Annotated in this window: 15 protein-coding genes; 8 read left to right on the top strand and 7 right to left on the bottom strand. The window is 46.3% G+C overall.

Features of this window, described 5'->3' with window-relative positions:
- Nucleotides 1-4 precede the first annotated feature (4 nt).
- Nucleotides 5-277, bottom strand: a complete 273-nt coding sequence (locus QUA53_RS02460) for a hypothetical protein (protein ID WP_333094892.1) — start codon at nucleotides 275-277, stop codon at nucleotides 5-7.
- A gap of 629 nt (nucleotides 278-906) precedes the next feature.
- Here QUA53_RS02460 and QUA53_RS02465 point away from each other — a divergent pair.
- The 3 genes from QUA53_RS02465 (at nucleotide 907) to QUA53_RS02475 (ending at nucleotide 4,335) form a co-directional block, all read left to right on the top strand.
- Nucleotides 907-1,809 carry an MBL fold metallo-hydrolase gene (locus QUA53_RS02465; protein ID WP_333042449.1) on the top strand — a complete coding sequence of 301 codons (903 nt, stop codon included), beginning with the start codon at nucleotides 907-909 and terminating at the stop codon, nucleotides 1,807-1,809.
- Between the two features lie 240 nt (nucleotides 1,810-2,049).
- Nucleotides 2,050-3,264 carry a bifunctional riboflavin kinase/FAD synthetase gene (locus QUA53_RS02470; RefSeq protein WP_333094891.1) on the top strand — a complete coding sequence of 405 codons (1,215 nt, stop codon included), beginning with the start codon at nucleotides 2,050-2,052 and terminating at the stop codon, nucleotides 3,262-3,264.
- 162 nt (nucleotides 3,265-3,426) lie between these two features.
- Nucleotides 3,427-4,335, top strand: coding sequence for a MoxR family ATPase (locus tag QUA53_RS02475; protein WP_333066985.1), 909 nt, complete (start codon nucleotides 3,427-3,429; stop codon nucleotides 4,333-4,335).
- A gap of 253 nt (nucleotides 4,336-4,588) precedes the next feature.
- Here the strand turns inward: QUA53_RS02475 and QUA53_RS02480 are convergent, their stop codons facing one another.
- Nucleotides 4,589-5,797 (bottom strand): glycosyltransferase, encoded by a 1,209-nt coding sequence (locus tag QUA53_RS02480; protein WP_333094890.1) that lies wholly within the window; start codon nucleotides 5,795-5,797, stop codon nucleotides 4,589-4,591.
- Nucleotides 5,798-6,217: 420 nt separating this feature from the next.
- Nucleotides 6,218-6,397, bottom strand: coding sequence for a hypothetical protein (locus QUA53_RS02485; RefSeq protein WP_333094889.1), 180 nt, complete (start codon nucleotides 6,395-6,397; stop codon nucleotides 6,218-6,220).
- Nucleotides 6,398-6,511: 114 nt separating this feature from the next.
- Between QUA53_RS02485 and QUA53_RS02490 the strand changes: the two genes are divergently transcribed.
- On the top strand, nucleotides 6,512-6,838 hold the full coding sequence (locus tag QUA53_RS02490) for an MgPME-cyclase complex family protein (RefSeq protein ID WP_333042436.1): 327 nt from the start codon (nucleotides 6,512-6,514) through the stop codon (nucleotides 6,836-6,838).
- Entirely contained in the window at nucleotides 6,835-7,572 is a 738-nt protein-coding gene (locus QUA53_RS02495) for a hypothetical protein (RefSeq protein ID WP_333094888.1), read from the top strand. The genes QUA53_RS02490 and QUA53_RS02495 overlap by 4 nt, the downstream gene beginning before the upstream one ends.
- An 80-nt stretch (nucleotides 7,573-7,652) precedes the next feature.
- Here the strand turns inward: QUA53_RS02495 and QUA53_RS02500 are convergent, their stop codons facing one another.
- Entirely contained in the window at nucleotides 7,653-9,755 is a 2,103-nt protein-coding gene (locus QUA53_RS02500) for a tetratricopeptide repeat protein (protein ID WP_333094886.1), read from the bottom strand.
- Between the two features lie 293 nt (nucleotides 9,756-10,048).
- Nucleotides 10,049-10,990, bottom strand: coding sequence for an NAD-dependent epimerase/dehydratase family protein (locus QUA53_RS02505; RefSeq protein WP_333094885.1), 942 nt, complete (start codon nucleotides 10,988-10,990; stop codon nucleotides 10,049-10,051).
- A 224-nt stretch (nucleotides 10,991-11,214) separates the two neighbouring features.
- Here QUA53_RS02505 and dnaG point away from each other — a divergent pair, with 224 nt between their 5' ends.
- Nucleotides 11,215-13,233: a DNA primase gene (dnaG, locus tag QUA53_RS02510; protein WP_333094884.1), complete on the top strand. Its 2,019-nt coding sequence runs from the start codon at nucleotides 11,215-11,217 to the stop codon at nucleotides 13,231-13,233.
- Nucleotides 13,234-13,392: 159 nt separating this feature from the next.
- Here dnaG and QUA53_RS02515 read toward each other — a convergent pair whose 3' ends face one another.
- On the bottom strand, nucleotides 13,393-13,908 hold the full coding sequence (locus tag QUA53_RS02515; RefSeq protein ID WP_333094882.1) for a pentapeptide repeat-containing protein: 516 nt from the start codon (nucleotides 13,906-13,908) through the stop codon (nucleotides 13,393-13,395).
- Between the two features lie 14 nt (nucleotides 13,909-13,922).
- Between QUA53_RS02515 and QUA53_RS02520 the strand changes: the two genes are divergently transcribed.
- On the top strand, nucleotides 13,923-14,531 hold the full coding sequence (locus tag QUA53_RS02520; RefSeq protein ID WP_333094881.1) for a YraN family protein: 609 nt from the start codon (nucleotides 13,923-13,925) through the stop codon (nucleotides 14,529-14,531).
- Between the two features lie 198 nt (nucleotides 14,532-14,729).
- Here QUA53_RS02520 and QUA53_RS02525 read toward each other — a convergent pair whose 3' ends face one another.
- The gene (locus QUA53_RS02525; protein WP_006632408.1) at nucleotides 14,730-15,119 is read right to left on the bottom strand and encodes a hypothetical protein; all 390 of its coding nucleotides are present in this window, start codon (nucleotides 15,117-15,119) and stop codon (nucleotides 14,730-14,732) included.
- A gap of 148 nt (nucleotides 15,120-15,267) precedes the next feature.
- Between QUA53_RS02525 and queA the strand changes: the two genes are divergently transcribed.
- Entirely contained in the window at nucleotides 15,268-16,407 is a 1,140-nt protein-coding gene (queA, locus tag QUA53_RS02530) for a tRNA preQ1(34) S-adenosylmethionine ribosyltransferase-isomerase QueA (RefSeq protein ID WP_333094880.1), read from the top strand.
- Nucleotides 16,408-16,432: the final 25 nt, after the last annotated feature.

The raw sequence follows: 16,432 nt of genomic DNA on the forward strand, positions 1-16,432 counted from the left end.
TGCATCACTCTTGAGACAGAATGGCGCTCGGAGTTGGCATGATGGCAAAAAATCGAAATTTTTTAATTTCAGAAAAGAAGGGAATTTTGAGTGATTCAATTCGTCCGCCAAGAAATGCACGAGAAAATTTAGCCTTTTGCCCCCAGGCCCGGACTCTCGCTGCTACCCCGGTGTCAGATGAGGCTGGGTTCAGCTCGATCGCTAGCTGGACAAACCGCAGCCTCTGGGCGGGTCGAGAATCCAGACAGTATTGGTTGATAATTAATAGCAGAAGCATTCCTAAACTGCTAAGATTTTTGAATTAATGGGAGTTGAGTTAATTAAACCGAGTTCTGGCAAAAAGGACTCCCTGATGCTCGTGGGCAGGGGTTAAATGGCGAGAGCATCTCAAGTCTGATAAACTAACCGTCATTCTTGTATAGGCGCGTTCACGCCCGATCGGCAAGATCTGCCAGATATCGCCGCAAAACAGCCCCGACACCTGCATATTATGGTCGATCAACCGGACTAGATAGCAGGAAAGCCATCATCCAGGTTCCAACCCGTAAAGCAGCAAGGCAAACAACCGACCGCGCGATCGTGTTCGGCAAGTGCAGAGGCTGGAAAAACAGCGGCTTTTGACCAAACTCAGACATAACTGCGGCCCCAAAGTGTGTCTGTGGAGGTTAGGCTAGTGAAGAGAAGAAAAGAATAGTTACGATCGAGACTTCATTAGTCTACCTTGTAATTTATTGCTCAGTTGTCAAGCCCAACAGTTTTACATTCTCGCGATGAGCGAGACTCTTGGCACTTCCAACAAGTGGGGAACTCGACCATCAAAGAGCTTGGGTTTGATGGTAAAGCCCTTAGTAATATGTAAACACCTTATTATCGATAACTCGCCGGAACAATCTTGCAAGAAAACCCATGTCTAGTATGCAAAACCAATTCACGGTTCACTTCTGGGGCGTTAGAGGTAGCATAGCGTCTCCCGGGGCAGAAACAGTACGTTACGGGGGCAACACGCCCTGTGTAGAAATGCGAGTGGGTGACAGCCGCCTAATTTTCGATGGCGGTACTGGATTGCGGGTTTTGGGACAAACTCTCCTGTCCCAGATGCCCGTAAAAGCTCATATGTTTTTTACTCACTCTCACTGGGATCACATTCAAGGATTCCCCTTTTTTGTCCCAGCTTTTATTCCTGGGAACTGCTTTCACATCTATGGGGCTATTGCTCCTAATAAGGCTACTATCCAGCAGCGCCTCCACGACCAGATGCTGCACCCCAATTTTCCGGTACCCCTGCAAATTATGGGGGCAGACCTGAAATTTAACGATATAGAAGTGGGCAAACCGCTGGAACTCGGAGAGATTAAGGTGGAAACTGCTTTGTTGAACCATCCGGGGGAAGCTATAGGCTACCGCGTCAACTGGCGGGGGTATGCGGCTGCTTACGTGACTGATACCGAACATTTTCCCGATCGTTTAGACGAAAATGTGCTGTATTTGGCTCAGGATGCTGAGGTGCTGATCTACGACGCTACTTATACCGATGAGGAGTATTATGCCGAGAAGAGCAGCAAGGTCGGCTGGGGACATTCGACTTGGCAGGAAGCAGTGAAGGTGGCAAAGGCTGCTAATGTCAAAAAGTTGGTGATTTTTCACCACGACCCGCTGCACAATGACGAGTTTTTAGACAGGGTGGGAGAACAAGTGGCTCAAAGGTTCCCGAATAGCTTGATGGCGCGGGAAGGTTTGTCGTTACAATTGCTGCCTCCTGATAACGATTTGTCTGAAGCGTCGGTGCAAGCGCCTCAAGTGTCTGTCTGAGGGATTTGAGCTTGTCAGGTGGTTCTGAAATCTCGATCGGTGAAATCTGAAATTTAAGCGAGGGCTGACCTCACTCAAAGACAGATACCGTGCCACGTACTCCTGTCGTGGAAAACCAAAAAGTTTAGACCAAAGTTCAAACTTCCAGATTTATCTGTGGAGTCAATTCTAAAATCTAAAATCTAATATCTAACATCGACTGGCGATCGCAATCTGACTAAGTATGTCAAAATTTTAAGCGTGTGGGTAACTTCTTCTTGTACCGCTGCTCTGACTCCAACTTCTGTTGCCTTGGGAAACTTTGATGGTTTGCACCTAGGGCATCGACAAGTCGTGCAGCCAATTTTAAATCGATCGCCTGGGCAAAATTCTGCGACGGTTTTTGCGTCGGGGCAAAACACGCGCTCAAACGTTGGCACAGATCAAAATTTGCCAAGGGAACATCCGGCGACCTGCGAAAATGACTCAGCAGCACCGCCCGATCGAGCTGGCAGCAGCCATAATTTCGAGGGTTTGATAGGCATTAGGGCTGACCGCAACAGCCTCTCTGGGATCGATTCTGATGGGGTCGATCGACTTTACAGCACTGTGGTGACATTCGATCCGCACCCGCAAGAATTCTTTACGGGTCAACCGAAAAAACTGCTGACCCCTCTGGCAGAAAAGGTAGAATTGCTCGCAGCAATGGGCGTCGAGCAACTTGTGCTGCTGCCGTTCGATCGAGAATTGGCGGCTTTGACTGCTTGTGAGTTTGTCGAGGAAATTTTGGTGCGGCAACTAAAAGCGAGTCGAATTAGTGTGGGGGTTGATTTTCGGTTTGGACGGGGACGCGCTGGAACGGCTGTGGATTTACAGTCGATCGCCGCCGGTTACGGTATTGATGTTGCTCTTGCACCCCTGCACAATTGCGGTGGGGGCGATCGGATCAGCAGTTCTGCAATCCGCGAAGGTCTGGCATCCGGCGACCTCACAAGAGCGAATCAGTTGCTGGGGCGACCTTACAGTTTAGTCGGGACTGTGGTTGGCGGACAGCGGCTGGGTAGGACGATCGGATTTCCTACTGCTAATATCGAACTGCCACCGGAAAAATTTTTGCCACGTTTTGGCGTGTATGCGGTGCAAGTCTCGCTGAAGCATGGATGGGAAAAGATGAAAGAGGAAAGTTCTTTCTATCAGCGGGAAAATCCCAAATCTCTAATTCCGGGTACATCATCCAATTTATCTTTTGTCAATGGAGTGATGAATGTTGGCTGTCGCCCGACAGTAGACGGGCTGCAACCCACTGTGGAAGTTCACCTGTTAGATTGGTCTGGGGATTTGTACGGTCAAACCTTGAGCGCGAGTTTAGTAGAGTTTTTGCGACCCGAACAAAAATTCGCTTCTCTGGATGCTCTCAAAACTCAAATTCAGGCAGATTGCGATATTGCTAGAAGCCTCTTAACTGCTAAAGTCTAATAATTATGTGATCTAGAACAGCGTCATAGGTTTAAAAATGGTGGAAGATGAGTCAGAACAATTGTAGTTTTACCAATACGAAGTCCGCAAGGCAAAGACTCAAGATTTTGGCAGTTTGATGTTCGATCAACCATTAGCAATTAGCACTTAGTAATCAGGGATATGAGACAACATATTGAGCGGCTCAAACAAAATCTAAGCAAAACTATGGTCGGCAAAGCGGATGCTATTCGCTTGGTGCTGGTAGCCGTGCTTTCGGGTGGGCACGCGCTGCTGGAAGACGTACCCGGTGTGGGAAAAACGCTGCTGGCGAAGTCTTTGGCGCGATCGATCGATGGGAAGTTTCAGCGGATTCAGTGCACTCCCGATTTGTTACCGACGGATATCACCGGTACTAACATTTGGAATCCCCGCAGCGGAGAGTTTGAGTTTTTGCCCGGGCCAGTTTTTGCTAATGTTTTGCTTGCCGATGAAATCAATCGGGCGACCCCGCGAACTCAGTCAGCTTTGCTGGAAGTGATGGAAGAAAAGCAGGTGACAGTAGATGGAGTTTCTCGGAATGTTCCGGCGCCGTTTTTTGTGATTGCGACTCAGAACCCGATCGAATATCAAGGCACTTTTCCGCTACCGGAAGCCCAGATGGATCGGTTTACTTTGTCTTTGACTTTGGGCTATCCCGCTGCGTTGGAAGAGTTGCAAATGTTGGAACGACTTTCTGATAGTTTTGCAGTGGAAGATTTGCAGCCTTGTATTTCTTTGGAACAGGTGCAGGAATTGCGGCGTTTGTGCGCTGCTGTGAAGGTGGAAGGCTCTTTGAAACAGTATATGGTAGATTTGGTGCGATCGACGCGCGAAGATGAGGAGATTACTCTCGGGGTGAGTCCCCGGGGTGCGGTGGCTTTGCACCGGGCATCCCAGGCTTTGGCATTTATGGAGGGCCGGGATTTTGCTACTGATGATGATGTTAAGTATGTGGCGCCGCACGTACTGTCTCACCGTTTAATTCCGGCGGGGGGAAGGAGGGCTAAGGCAATTGTAGATCGATTGTTGCGCTCTGTTCCTATTCCTTAAAAAGTTTGTAAGTAGGTCGTTCTAATTAAATAAATAGGCAAGATGCCTGTTCCACAAAGAATGATTTTTATTATAGGACAGGCATAATGCTCGCCCTTGTTATCTCAAATCCGGTGGCATCGGAATTAATATTACCCACCTTCAGGAAACGGCACTGCCGTTTCCCTACCATTAATAGGGCGAGAGTTACATCCGAGGAGGGCTAATGATTATTTTGGGGTAGGGAAACAGCATTGCCTTACTACTTTTTTAATCACGCCTTAATAGCACTATCAAACAGCGCGACTAATTTTTGGGCCTCTAAATCAACGTTGTGTTGTTGAGCAACTCTCTCGGCTCCTGTTTTCCCCATTTGTTCTAGCTTTTCTAAAGGTGCTTCCAATACCGCGCGCATCGCTACGGCTAATGCTTCTGCGGAACCGGGAGGAACTAACCAACCGCAAACACCGGGTTCTACGAGCTCCGGGATGCCAGCAACATAAGTGCTAATTACGGGCCGATTGAGAGCGAGGGCTTCCATAATTACGACGGGCAAACCTTCAGCAAAACTCGGCAATACCATTGCCCGTGAACCTAAAATCTCTTGCTGAACTCGATCGCCACTGGCCCACCCGGTAATTTCTATATGATTTTGCAGGCCGAGTTGCAGAATCTGCTTTTCAATATCCGATCGCAGCGGCCCGTCTCCTACGAGTACCAACTTAAACTCTAAGCCTTGAACTGCTAGCAAGTTAGCAGCTTCTAGCAATAACAAATGACCTTTTTGTTCGCTGAGCCGGCCAACGCAAGCTAAGCGCGGTGCTGGGGGTATGGGGACGTAGGGTGCAGCTAAAAATGCGGCATCTACGCCGCAGTGTATGACGTGAATTTTTGACCAAAAAGTGCGATCGCACCACCGAAAAAGCTGACTTTTACCGAAGGAACTAACTGCCGCTACAAAGGTCGATCGTTTAATTTTTTCGTCTAAGGAAAGAAGTGTCGCTTTATCAAATTCTTCAGGGCCGTGAACGGTGAAACTGTAAGTCGGGCCGCCAAGCACGCGGCACAGCATTGCAACTGTTGTGGAATTTGTCCCGAAGTGAGCGTGAACGTGTGCTGTACCGGATTCTGCAAACCAATTTAAAAGAATGCAAGCTTCTGCTAAATAAGCTAGATGCAGCAAAATCCCCCGTTCCGAGTGCCAGCCAACTTTGAACATTAACCGCACAGCTTCGATGAATCGAATGGGTCTAGTTGCGGCAACGCGCAGCAAACCCCACGCTAACCCCTTTACACCAACTCCTAAGATTACTTTAGTCAATTCTTGCTCTAGTTTGTCGGCCCCATCAACGAGTTCTGACTCGCAGGATCGGATCGAAAAACGTGCGACTTTCATGCCGCAATTTTCAACCGCTAGGACTTCTCTGCGGACAAAGCTGTGGCTGACTTTGGGATATTGGTTGACTAAATAAGCGATGTTCATGAAGGGGGAGAAAATTTTATGGTAAAACTTAGATTAGTTTAGCCTTTGGCAGCAGTACGTGGGCAACAAATTTAGCTGATTTGTTGAGCTTATTTGAGCAGGGGCGGAGGGCGATCGCTTTTGGTGGGATGGGGGAAGTGACAGCGGGGCGATGTCTATTCCGCCGAGAGGAAATCAATCCACACATTTTACATTTTTAATACAATAGTTAGGACTGTTTTTAGGTAGTAGTCACAAACCCTTGATTTTCCCGCGAGCACATCGATCACCATCAAAGCCTTTTTTTAGGGTTCCCAATCAAAAACTGTCTGAAGTATTTTCATATGCAAACCACTCCCAATCCGGTTTAACAGCGTTCTGTTTACCTCAATAATTAGTAATTATTCAACCTGCAATTCCATCTAATTTCCTATTGTCACCTCAATTTTCCCGAAAATCACCAGCCCGAAAAATAATTGCCCAAATCCCCAAAAAACCAGCAAATCTCGCACATCTCGCAACTCTCACAACTCCCTCCACTCTCGCCACCAACGATTTTTCTGAGGCGACTTGCTCTGCATCTACCCAAGATGACAGCAAATAAGGTAAAGTAAACGGCACAAGAGTCTAGAACTCTCCAACAACCGCAACTCGGCAAACCCGCCCCTGACCAGCAAAACTGGTCGGTACAGGTGGCATTAAGCGCTAACCGTCAACCTCTAACAACCCAGAAAAATGCAAACCTACTACTACGTTTTAGCCAGCCAACGCTTTTTGCTAGAAGAAGAAGCCCTAGATGAAGTGTTTAAAGAAAGAACTCGCAACTACAACGAACAAGAAAAACAAATAGACTTCTGGTTGGTCAAACAGCCGGCTTTCCTAGAAGCACCGACAATGGCAGAAGTTAAAGCAAAATGCCCTCAGCCAGCCGCCGCTATTATTTCTACCGATCCTGTCTTTATCACCTGGTTGAAACTGCGATTAGAATATGTACTGACAGGTGAATTTCAAGCACCGTCAGCAACTATTCCCGATGCCCTTGCATCCCTACAGACAGCATGAACAAAATAGCAAAATATCAGACGAAACAACTAACAATAATTAGGGGTAAATTGTACAAATTTATTTTGTCTCTCCCCCTATTTTCTGCTACTTCGATCGCCCTTTTGGTATTGACAATTTTATCGAGTTCTGTTAAAGCTCAGTCGGGCTGCCAACCGCCCCAGTCCGATGAATATCTACTGTTAATTGTCACCCCAACACCCGAACAGCAAGAAAGAGCAAAACGCTCTTTCCCTGGAAATACTAACAACACAGTTTGTCGGTACATTAATGACACGGTGACGCGAGTGGGTGGCTTTCGGGACTCGCAAATCGCCAGCGATTGGGTGAAATACATCGAAGATGTTGTCGGATTGCAAGCTTACGTAGTACGATCGCCCGCAGCGGCGCTACCCCAAAATTTGCCAGTCTACAACCCTCAGCCAGCACCAGGTTCTGAACCAATAACCAATTCTCCCAGCGGCAATCTTGCCTTCAATCCCCAACCCCTGGGTCCTGGTTATGCAGTGTTAGTAGATTACTTCAACCAACCGGAATTAGCCGCCCAAGTCAGGCAAGCATTAGGCACGCAAGTAGGCTTAGCTTCCTACGGCCAGCGTCCCTTTTTATTCGTCGCTTATACAACGGATCAAAACGCCGCTACTGCTGCGGTAAAAACATTGAGCGATCGAGGTTTTTGGCCGATGTTAGTAGACAGCCGCCGAGTTACCTTAATTTCTCCCGCTGTTCGCTAAAAGATAACTTACCCCACGATTATTGGGAGCGTGAAATCATTACTACACCCAAAGTCCTAGCAGAGGGGGACTAATGACAATTATTGTTGTTGTTGTTTTTGGGATTCTAGCGGGCTGCTTCCTAGCTGACTTTCTGCCCGCTTTTTTGCTTCCATTGCCGCTCCGTAATCCGGTTTGTAGCGAATTGCTTTGTCATAGGAGGCGATCGCATCTTCGTATCTTTTTACCGCTACAAGTGCATTACCGCGGCTGTACCAGGCTTCGGAGTAGTCTTGCTTGACATAAACGGCTTCGTTGTAAGACACTAGCGCATCTTCGTACCGATTCAAATTGTACTGAGCATTTCCTCTATTGTACCACGCCTGATATTCTTTCGGATTTAAATCTAAGGCTCTGTTATAACACTCAATTGCTTGTTCATACTTGCGTAATTCGTGGTACGACCAACCTAAATTGTACCACGCTTGATAATAATCCGGTTTTAATTTAACAGCTTTTTCGTAAGCTTCTACTGCTTCTTCATGTCGGCGCATTTTTAGCAAAGCGATGCCTTTACTGTACCAGGCTTGATAAAAATTTGGCTGAAACCGCACGGCTTTTTCGTAGGCTTCAAAAGCTTCTTTATTTTTGTTTAATTCTAGGAAAACATTGCCTAAGTTATACCAAGCTTCAAAATTATCGAATTTAATTTCAACTGCTTTTTGATAGGATTCTACGGCTCGATCGTACTGTTTTAATTTTTGGTAAGCTTGCCCCCGATTGTACCACGCACCGTACAAATTTGGCTGAAACTGTACCGCTTTTTCGTAGGAGGCGATCGCTTCTTCGTACCGCTGCGAATCTAACAGAGTATCGCCTCTGCCTTCCCAGGCGGCGGCATAGTCGGGCTGGATTTTCAAAGCGTTATCAAAAGATGCGATCGCCTCTTGAGACTGTTGCAACTTCTCCAAAGCATAACCGCGTCCCGTCCAAGCTTCCAAGTATTCCGGCTTTAATTCTATGGCTTTATCATAAGCTGACTGCGATTCTTGGTATTTTTTCAATTCATATAAAGTTTTGGCTTTTTCCTGCCAAACTTCCGCGTAGTCCGGTCTGAGAGTTATTGCTCGCTCGTAAGCTGCCAGAGCTTCTTCAAATCGGCTTAAATTGTAAAGAGTATTGCCTCGGTTGTACAAATCAGTTGCATTGGCAGAATTAAAAGTGTTTACACCATAAATAGATGCTATAATACTGACGCCAATTAAACTGGCGATCGACAATATTTTTAAATAGAGTTTTTTTCGGGATTTTACAGGCTTATTCGCAGCAGCAACCGGAGGTAATACAGGAACTGTACCGCTGAAATAATTTTTCAATTCTTTAATAGCTTGCAGCGTTTCGCCGGCACTAGAATAACGCTGGCGAAAATCGTACTTTACCATCTTATCTAAAATCTTGGCAAATTCAGGACTGACTGATGTTTTGTCCTGCCAAATAATTTCCTCTGTATCGGGGTTTCTTGGCATTTGGTGGGGATTGATGCCCGTCAGGAACTGAATTGCGATCGCACCTGCGGCATAGATATCGCTGCTAAGTTTCGGGTTGCCGTGAGCTTGTTCGCTAGGCATATAACCGGGAGTACCGATGCTGACACTCAAGCTATTTTTGATCTGAGGATTGGTGATTTGAGTAGTAATTTCTTTGACTGCGCCGAAGTCAATTAAAACTAATTTTCCGTCTCTATCTCTGCGGAGGATATTGCGGGGATTGACATCGCGGTGAATCACATTTTGCTGGTGTACGAAATCTAAAATTTCCAGAAGTTCTTGCAATATACAAATAACTTGATCTTCCTGCATAACTCCCGCATTCCCAGGAGAAGCAGGCGTAATTTCTTGACTTAAATCGTGACCTTCTATAAATTCTTGAACGAGATAAAACTCTTGATTCTCTTCAAAAAAAGCAAAAAGTCGGGGAATGCGATCGTGATTTCCCAATTTGTACAAAACTTGTGCTTCGGTATCGAATAAACGTCTAGCTACCTGTAGAGTTTCCGGATCGGTTGCTTGAGGTTTAAGCTGCTTGACGACGCAGAGGTGATTGCCTGGTAGCTGCTTATCTTCAGCTAAGTAAGTTTGAGCAAATCCGCCGCCTCCCAAGTGACGGATAATGCTGTAGCGATTGCTGAGTGTTATTCCAAGCATGAGATTTACCTAATATTTCCTAGTCTTTTGGAGAATTAGCTTCCAACCAAGCTGTTAAATCTTCCGCATTTGAAAAATCTAATATAGCCTCTCTAAATTTTTTAATTGGTCGAACGACCACTGGGAAGTTTGAATTTCCATAAAATAAATTTCCGGGTGAAATCCATGATGCAGTTGTTCAATCATTAATTTAGTTCCATTTGCTTTCTTTCTTGTTCCCTCCCCTTACGGAGGGGGGAGGGTGAGGGTGGGGTTCTACATTTTTGCTGGCATTGGGATGCTCCCACTCTAACTTAACTTTGAACCGATTTCAAAATTTCATCATCGACTGAAAAATTTATCTCAGCTTTGTCCCGTCCCGAAACTACATAATCATTCTGAAAAGAATCTTTCAATCCAGAAAGTAAATCAAATTCCGGCTGCCAGTTAAGATCGGTGACAGCTTTATTAACTGAAGCAAAAAAGTGCTGCAATCGCATCGGAAAAGCTTTCTTTTTGCCGAAGTCAAATTGTTTCGGATCGTAGTGTACAATCTTAATAGCATCAGGGGATTTGCCTGCCGCTTGAATGCAGGCGCGGGCTAAACCGTCAAAGGTGACAAATCGATCGCCCGAAACGTTGTAAATTTGCCCGATCGCCCTAGAGTTGCCCAAAACCGCCGCCATTGCTTTAGCCAAATCCTGACAGTGCCCCAACTGCGTGAAGTGCATTCCGTTACCGGGAATCGGAATCGGTCGATCGCGCACAATGCGGTCGAAAAACCAAGCCTCTAAATCATTATAATTTTGGGGACCGTAAATGTATGTCGGGCGAATCGAAGTCCAAGGCAAACCCGATGCGGCCAAGTAATTTTCGGTTTCGCATTTACCCAAATGCCGGCTTTTAGGATCGGTAGCGTCCCCTTCGATATGAGGCATTTGATCCGACTTCAAATAAACCCCCGCAGAGCTCATGTAAACAAAGTGCTGCACCCGCCCTTTAAATATTTCAGCTAAAGGCTTTGTATCGCTGAGTTCGCGGCCGTTGTTGTCAAAAACAGCGTCAAACTCGACCGTCGATAACTTTTCTTGCAGTTGTTCAACATTTGTGCGATCGCCCTGAATCTGTTTTACGCCCGCAACCGGTACAGGCTTGTTGCCCCGGTTAAACAACACCACTTCATGCCCTTGTGCTGCTAAAATCTTAGTAAGATAAACCCCGATAAACCGAGTACCGCCCATAATTAAAATTCGCATTATTTTCGATGCTCCTTACAGTTAGTGTAAATATCTTACAATAAAGTTATGCCTTACGGAGAAACCGGGTTTTTTAATAAAACACATATTAACAGCGAGCAGCCCTGGTACAAAAAACCGGAACGCTTGAGTTTTTGTGTGCAAGTCCTGGAAGTCAGTTTTGTGCTTTACTAAAGTGCGATCGCTCAAAATAAACATCATTTTAATTCGCCTCAAATAACCCTATGCAAGTTCCCCGGCTGCATCCAGAAACAATCGAAGAAGTTAAACAAAGAGCCGACATAGTAGACGTTATTTCCGGTCGCGTCGTGTTGCGAAAACGCGGCAAAGAATTTGTAGGTTTGTGTCCTTTTCACGATGAAAAATCTCCCAGCTTTACAGTCAGTCCCGGCAAACAAATGTATTATTGTTTCGGCTGCGGTGCAGGCGGCAATGCTTTTAAGTTTCTCATGGAACTGGAGAAACGCCCTTTCAGCGAAGTAGTATTAGAATTAGCTAAAAATTATCAAGTCCCCGTCAAAACAGTCGAACCAGAACACCGACAAGAATTGCAGCGGCAAATTTCTCTGCGGGAACAACTTTATGAAATCTCAGCACTAACAGCCAACTTTTACGAACACGCTTTGCGACAAACCCAAGGAGAAGAACCCTTAGCATATCTCAAATCAGAGCGCCAGCTAAGCGAAGAAACTATCCAACAATTTCAATTAGGTTATGCACCCCAAGGTTGGGAAGCACTTTACAGTTATTTAGTAGAACAGAAAAACTATCCGGCGCAATTAGTAGAACAAGCTGGATTAATTGTACCCCGAAAAAATGGCAGCAGCGGTTATTACGATCGCTTCCGCAATCGGATTATGATTCCCATACGCGACACCCAAGGCAGAGTCATCGGTTTCGGCGGTAGAGCTCTCGGTGACGAACAGCCGAAATACCTCAATTCTCCCGAAACAGAACTGTTCGACAAAGGCAAAACTTTATTCGCCTTAGATACAGCAAAAACAGCCATTAGCAAAGCCGATCGCGCAGTGGTGGTAGAAGGGTACTTTGATGCGATCGCACTTCAGGCCGCCGGCATCTCCAACGCCGTCGCTTCCCTCGGCACAGCCTTAAGTTTAAACCAAGTACGGCAGTTATTGCGGTACACTGACTCCAAACAAATTATCCTCAACTTCGACGCCGACAAAGCAGGAACTCAAGCAGCAGAACGCGCGATTGGAGAAATAGAAAAACTCGCTTATCAAGGAGAAGTGCAACTGCGGGTGCTCAACATTCCCGACGGCAAAGATGCCGATGAATACCTCAAAACATACTCCCCAGAACAATATCGAGAATTGCTCGAAAATGCTCCGTTGTGGCTCGACTGGCAACTGCAACAAATGCTCGTCAATCAAGATTTGAAGCAAGCCGATACTTCCCAGCAAGTTACCAAAAAAATCATTAACTTATTAACTAATATCACTGACGACAATCAGCTAGCACATTACCTGCAAAAATGCGCCGAAATTCTCAGTAAAGGAGATTTTAGACTCACAAAAATGATTGCTGAAAACTTACTCAATCAAGTAGTCAGCGATTGGGCAAAGCGGCAGAGTCAAGACGAAGCTTTGACAATGCCCCTGTTAATTAGAAACAAGCTCAAGCCGAACAAACAATATAAAAAGCAGCGTGCAAGCGGCGAAAACAAAAACTCAAAATCCAGCTTATCTGCCGTAGCCCGCAGTCTTTTAGAAGAAGCAGAAGCGCAATTATTGCAGATTTATTTGCACTGTCCCGAATACCGCCAAGATGTCAGAGAAGCAATAGAAGCTAGAGACGTGCAGTTTAGCCTTTCTCACCACAGATTTTTGTGGCATCAGATTGTGAATGCAGAAATATTGCACAAAATGTCTTTACAAGTAGCGCCTTCTGAGTTAATATTAAAATTGCAAGATAGCTTTCTTGAATATCCGAATCAACTCAATCAAATCTCGCATTTATTTCACTTAAATGAGTTCTCAGAAAGAAACGTTTATCGCGCACCTCTAGTAATTAGATCTGCCCTCGCCTGTATCGAGCAAATTATCAGCATGAAGCGCCGCCGGATTGCACTCAATATGTGGGAAAAAGCCAAGGCAGCTAGCAGTGGCGAAGAGGCGATAGAATATCACCAACTATTTTGTGCCGAACAAGAATGGCTCAAGGAATTAGAGCGGCTGCGTCAAGTTAATTTTTACGATTTAACATCCGTGCCTTGGGGCTAATACCTTTTTTGATTTTTGATTTTTGATTGGGGATGACTCATTCGATATAGGTTTGAAGCTTGCCTGCGGTTACATTATTTTTTTACTGGTAGAAGGAATAAAGCCCTTACTCCAAAATGGTTTGTAGTAAGGGCTTTATTCCTTTATTCAACGAGCCTTTTAATAATCGCAAAAAAGAGTTTCGCGAGTATCTCTACCCGTCACCGGATTAGTCCCTTTTGCCACTTTACAAAGTTTTTCTATCATATCGTCTCGCAGCAGTGTCTCAGTAAAATCTGCACCGTCAATGATAGCTCCTTCCAGCCTGGTATTGTAAGCGAAAGCACCCTCAAGGATAGCATTAGTTAAATTCGCTTTCATCATGCGAGCTAAATCTAAAGTAGCACCCGTGAAATTAGCGCATTCTAAATTTGCTTCTTCCATATTGGCCGCAAAAAAGCTGACGCCCCGCAAATCTGCATTGGTAAAATTGCTGTTGCGAAGATTGGCTTTATTAAAGCTGTCGTCAGTCAGAACTTGCCCAGTAAAATCAGCGCCGACTAGGATTTCTTTGTCGTGATCCAAAGCGAAAGCAGGTGCGGGATTAATACCGATCGCCCCAGCGGCAATTACTGCTAAAATAACAAAACTCAGCAAGAAAGTATAAATATGTTGGCGAATTCGAGAAATCATCATACAAGTTCAAGCTAATGGGCAGTCGTGAAAGTTCAGAATTGAATTCTACCAGAAAGAGCGTCAACCGTAGCTATCCCCTAGGGAATCGCCCGTTAGCCACGGCTGACTCCAATTCCTCCCAATCCCCAAACTCTAGGGATATCGGCACATTGGGAGAAAACTTAGTCGCCGAGTGGTTGCAGCAGCAAGGCTGGGAAATTTTGCACCGCCAGTGGCGCTGTCGCTGGGGAGAGATTGACATCATCGCACTCGGAAGAGATGAAGAAAGCGAAATCAACATAGGTAACGAAAATTCCCCATTCCCCATTCCCCATTCCCAAACATTAGCATTTGTAGAGGTAAAAACTCGCCGCCGGGGAAATTGGGATGCGGGTGGAATGTTGGCTATTACTACCACAAAACAAGCCAAACTTTGGCAAACAGCCGAAATATTTTTAAGCACTCACCCAGATTTAGCAAATAATTCTTGTCGCTTTGATGTCGCCTTAGTCAGGTGCGAACCTTCACAACAAAACACTAAGCAAATATTATTACCATTAACAGCAGCGAGTTCTCAATATTCCCTTGCAGGAAACTACCGACTCACCCTGCAAGAATACATTCGATCGGCTTTTAGCATTTAAAAATATATAATTAAAATTCAGAGGGTAAAATCTCAAACGAATGCCACTAGGTAATTTTTAATTGTTAACTTGCCTAGGCTGTCGCGCATTTCTTTCTTGAGCTTTAACGGAGCTGAAAAAAGCGTTAAATCTTCTCCCGCTTTCCCCTTCTCTCCCTCTCCTGTTCTGTCATCACAGTTAATGTATATGCGTAGCAATCTAGGCCAGAGTTTCCGGGCAATATCCCAGACCCTTGACAAACTGCTGGCGAAACGCTTCAATTTCCTTACGGTCAGGGCTGCCGTGACAAACCACGGCCACCTGGTAGCGGCGCATCACGCTCAGCGGCGACTGTCCGGTTTCCAAACTCCAAAGCGCCATTTGCAAGCGAATTTCAGGATCGTAAGGAATCCCGAGTTCGTTCATAAAAGCCCGAAAATCCCCGTGCATTTCGGGAGTTAAATATTGGCTCATCTTCACCTTTACCACCCAGCCGTCAATTTGGTGAATAACAGTGATAAATTGCAAGGGAAGATGATGAGCCGTGCGTAGGTAATCCACGACTCTCAGAGTAAGGCTAGTATTGGCGATGTAGTAGAGGTATTCCATAACGATCCTTATGAGCAAAGCTGATGCTACACCTCTATCCTCGCGGGCTATACCCGCCACCACAAGGGGAAAAGCACCCGACTTTGCATGGGGGTTTTTACCCAATTTGTTACCCAGTTGACAGATCGATCGCACAGGAATTCACTCGATGACAGAGATGGACTGGTCTTTGGACGGCTACGACTACGAACTTCCGCCCTCGCGCATTGCCCAAAATCCCGTAGTGCCGAGGGACAGTTCTCGCTTGTTGGCTGTAGATTCTCCCAGCAGCCACCAACACCGGATTTTTAGGGATTTACCCGATTTGCTGCAACCGGGCGACTTGCTGGTACTGAACAACACCCGCGTGCTGCCAGCGAGGCTCTACGGGCACAAACCCAACGGCCCGGCTGTGGAGATATTGCTGATGGAAGAACGGCAGCACAACTGTTGGCTGGCTTTGGTTAAACCGGGGAAACGCTTAAAGTTGGGAGCAAAAATTGAGTTTGATCCCATAGCGCCTGCCTGTGAGGACTCTACCACAGCTCCTTGCTGTTGCCTTCCCGATGCCACGATGCCCGATCGTCGTCGATTGACTGCGACAGTTATAGAGAGGGACGACGCAACAGGGGGACGGCTACTGGAGTTTGACATCCCCACAGATGAGAATCTGGTGAAGTTTTTGGACGAATACGGCCACGTACCCCTGCCGCCCTACATCGAAAATTCCCAAGCTTCAGCGGAACAGTACCAGACTGTTTATGCCGAGAGGCTTGGGGCCGTGGCTGCTCCCACAGCAGGCCTGCACTTCACCGAAGAATTGTTTAGCCGCTTGGAACAGCGGGGAATCGAAAAAACTTTTGTCACCTTACACGTCGGAGTAGGGACGTTTCGCCCGGTGGAGGTAGCAGACGTGACGGCTCACAAAATGCACGGCGAATGGGTGGAAGTACCCGCCGCCACCGTAGAGAAAATCCGGGAAACTCAAGCCCGAGGCGGGCGGATCGTTGCCGTGGGTACAACAGCAGTCCGAGCTTTAGAGGGAGCCGCGGCCGCGAGTGGCGATTTTTCCTTGCAACCTTTTTGCGGCCCGACCAATTTGTTTATCTACCCTGGTTACAAGTGGCGGGTTGTAGAGGGGATGATTACCAATTTTCACTTGCCCCGCTCTACTTTGATGATGATGGTAAGTGCGATGATTGGAAGGCTTCGGCTGTTGGATTTGTACCGAGAAGCGATCGAGCAACAGTACCGCTTTTATTCCTTTGGCGATGCCATGCTGATTTTACCCACAGCAAAAAAGGATTGATCGATCGGGCATCGGGTTCGCCCCA

Origin of the sequence: Microcoleus sp. Pol12B3 (assembly GCF_036701355.1) — a bacterium.
In the GTDB taxonomy this organism is placed as follows: Bacteria; Cyanobacteriota; Cyanobacteriia; order Cyanobacteriales; family Microcoleaceae; genus Microcoleus.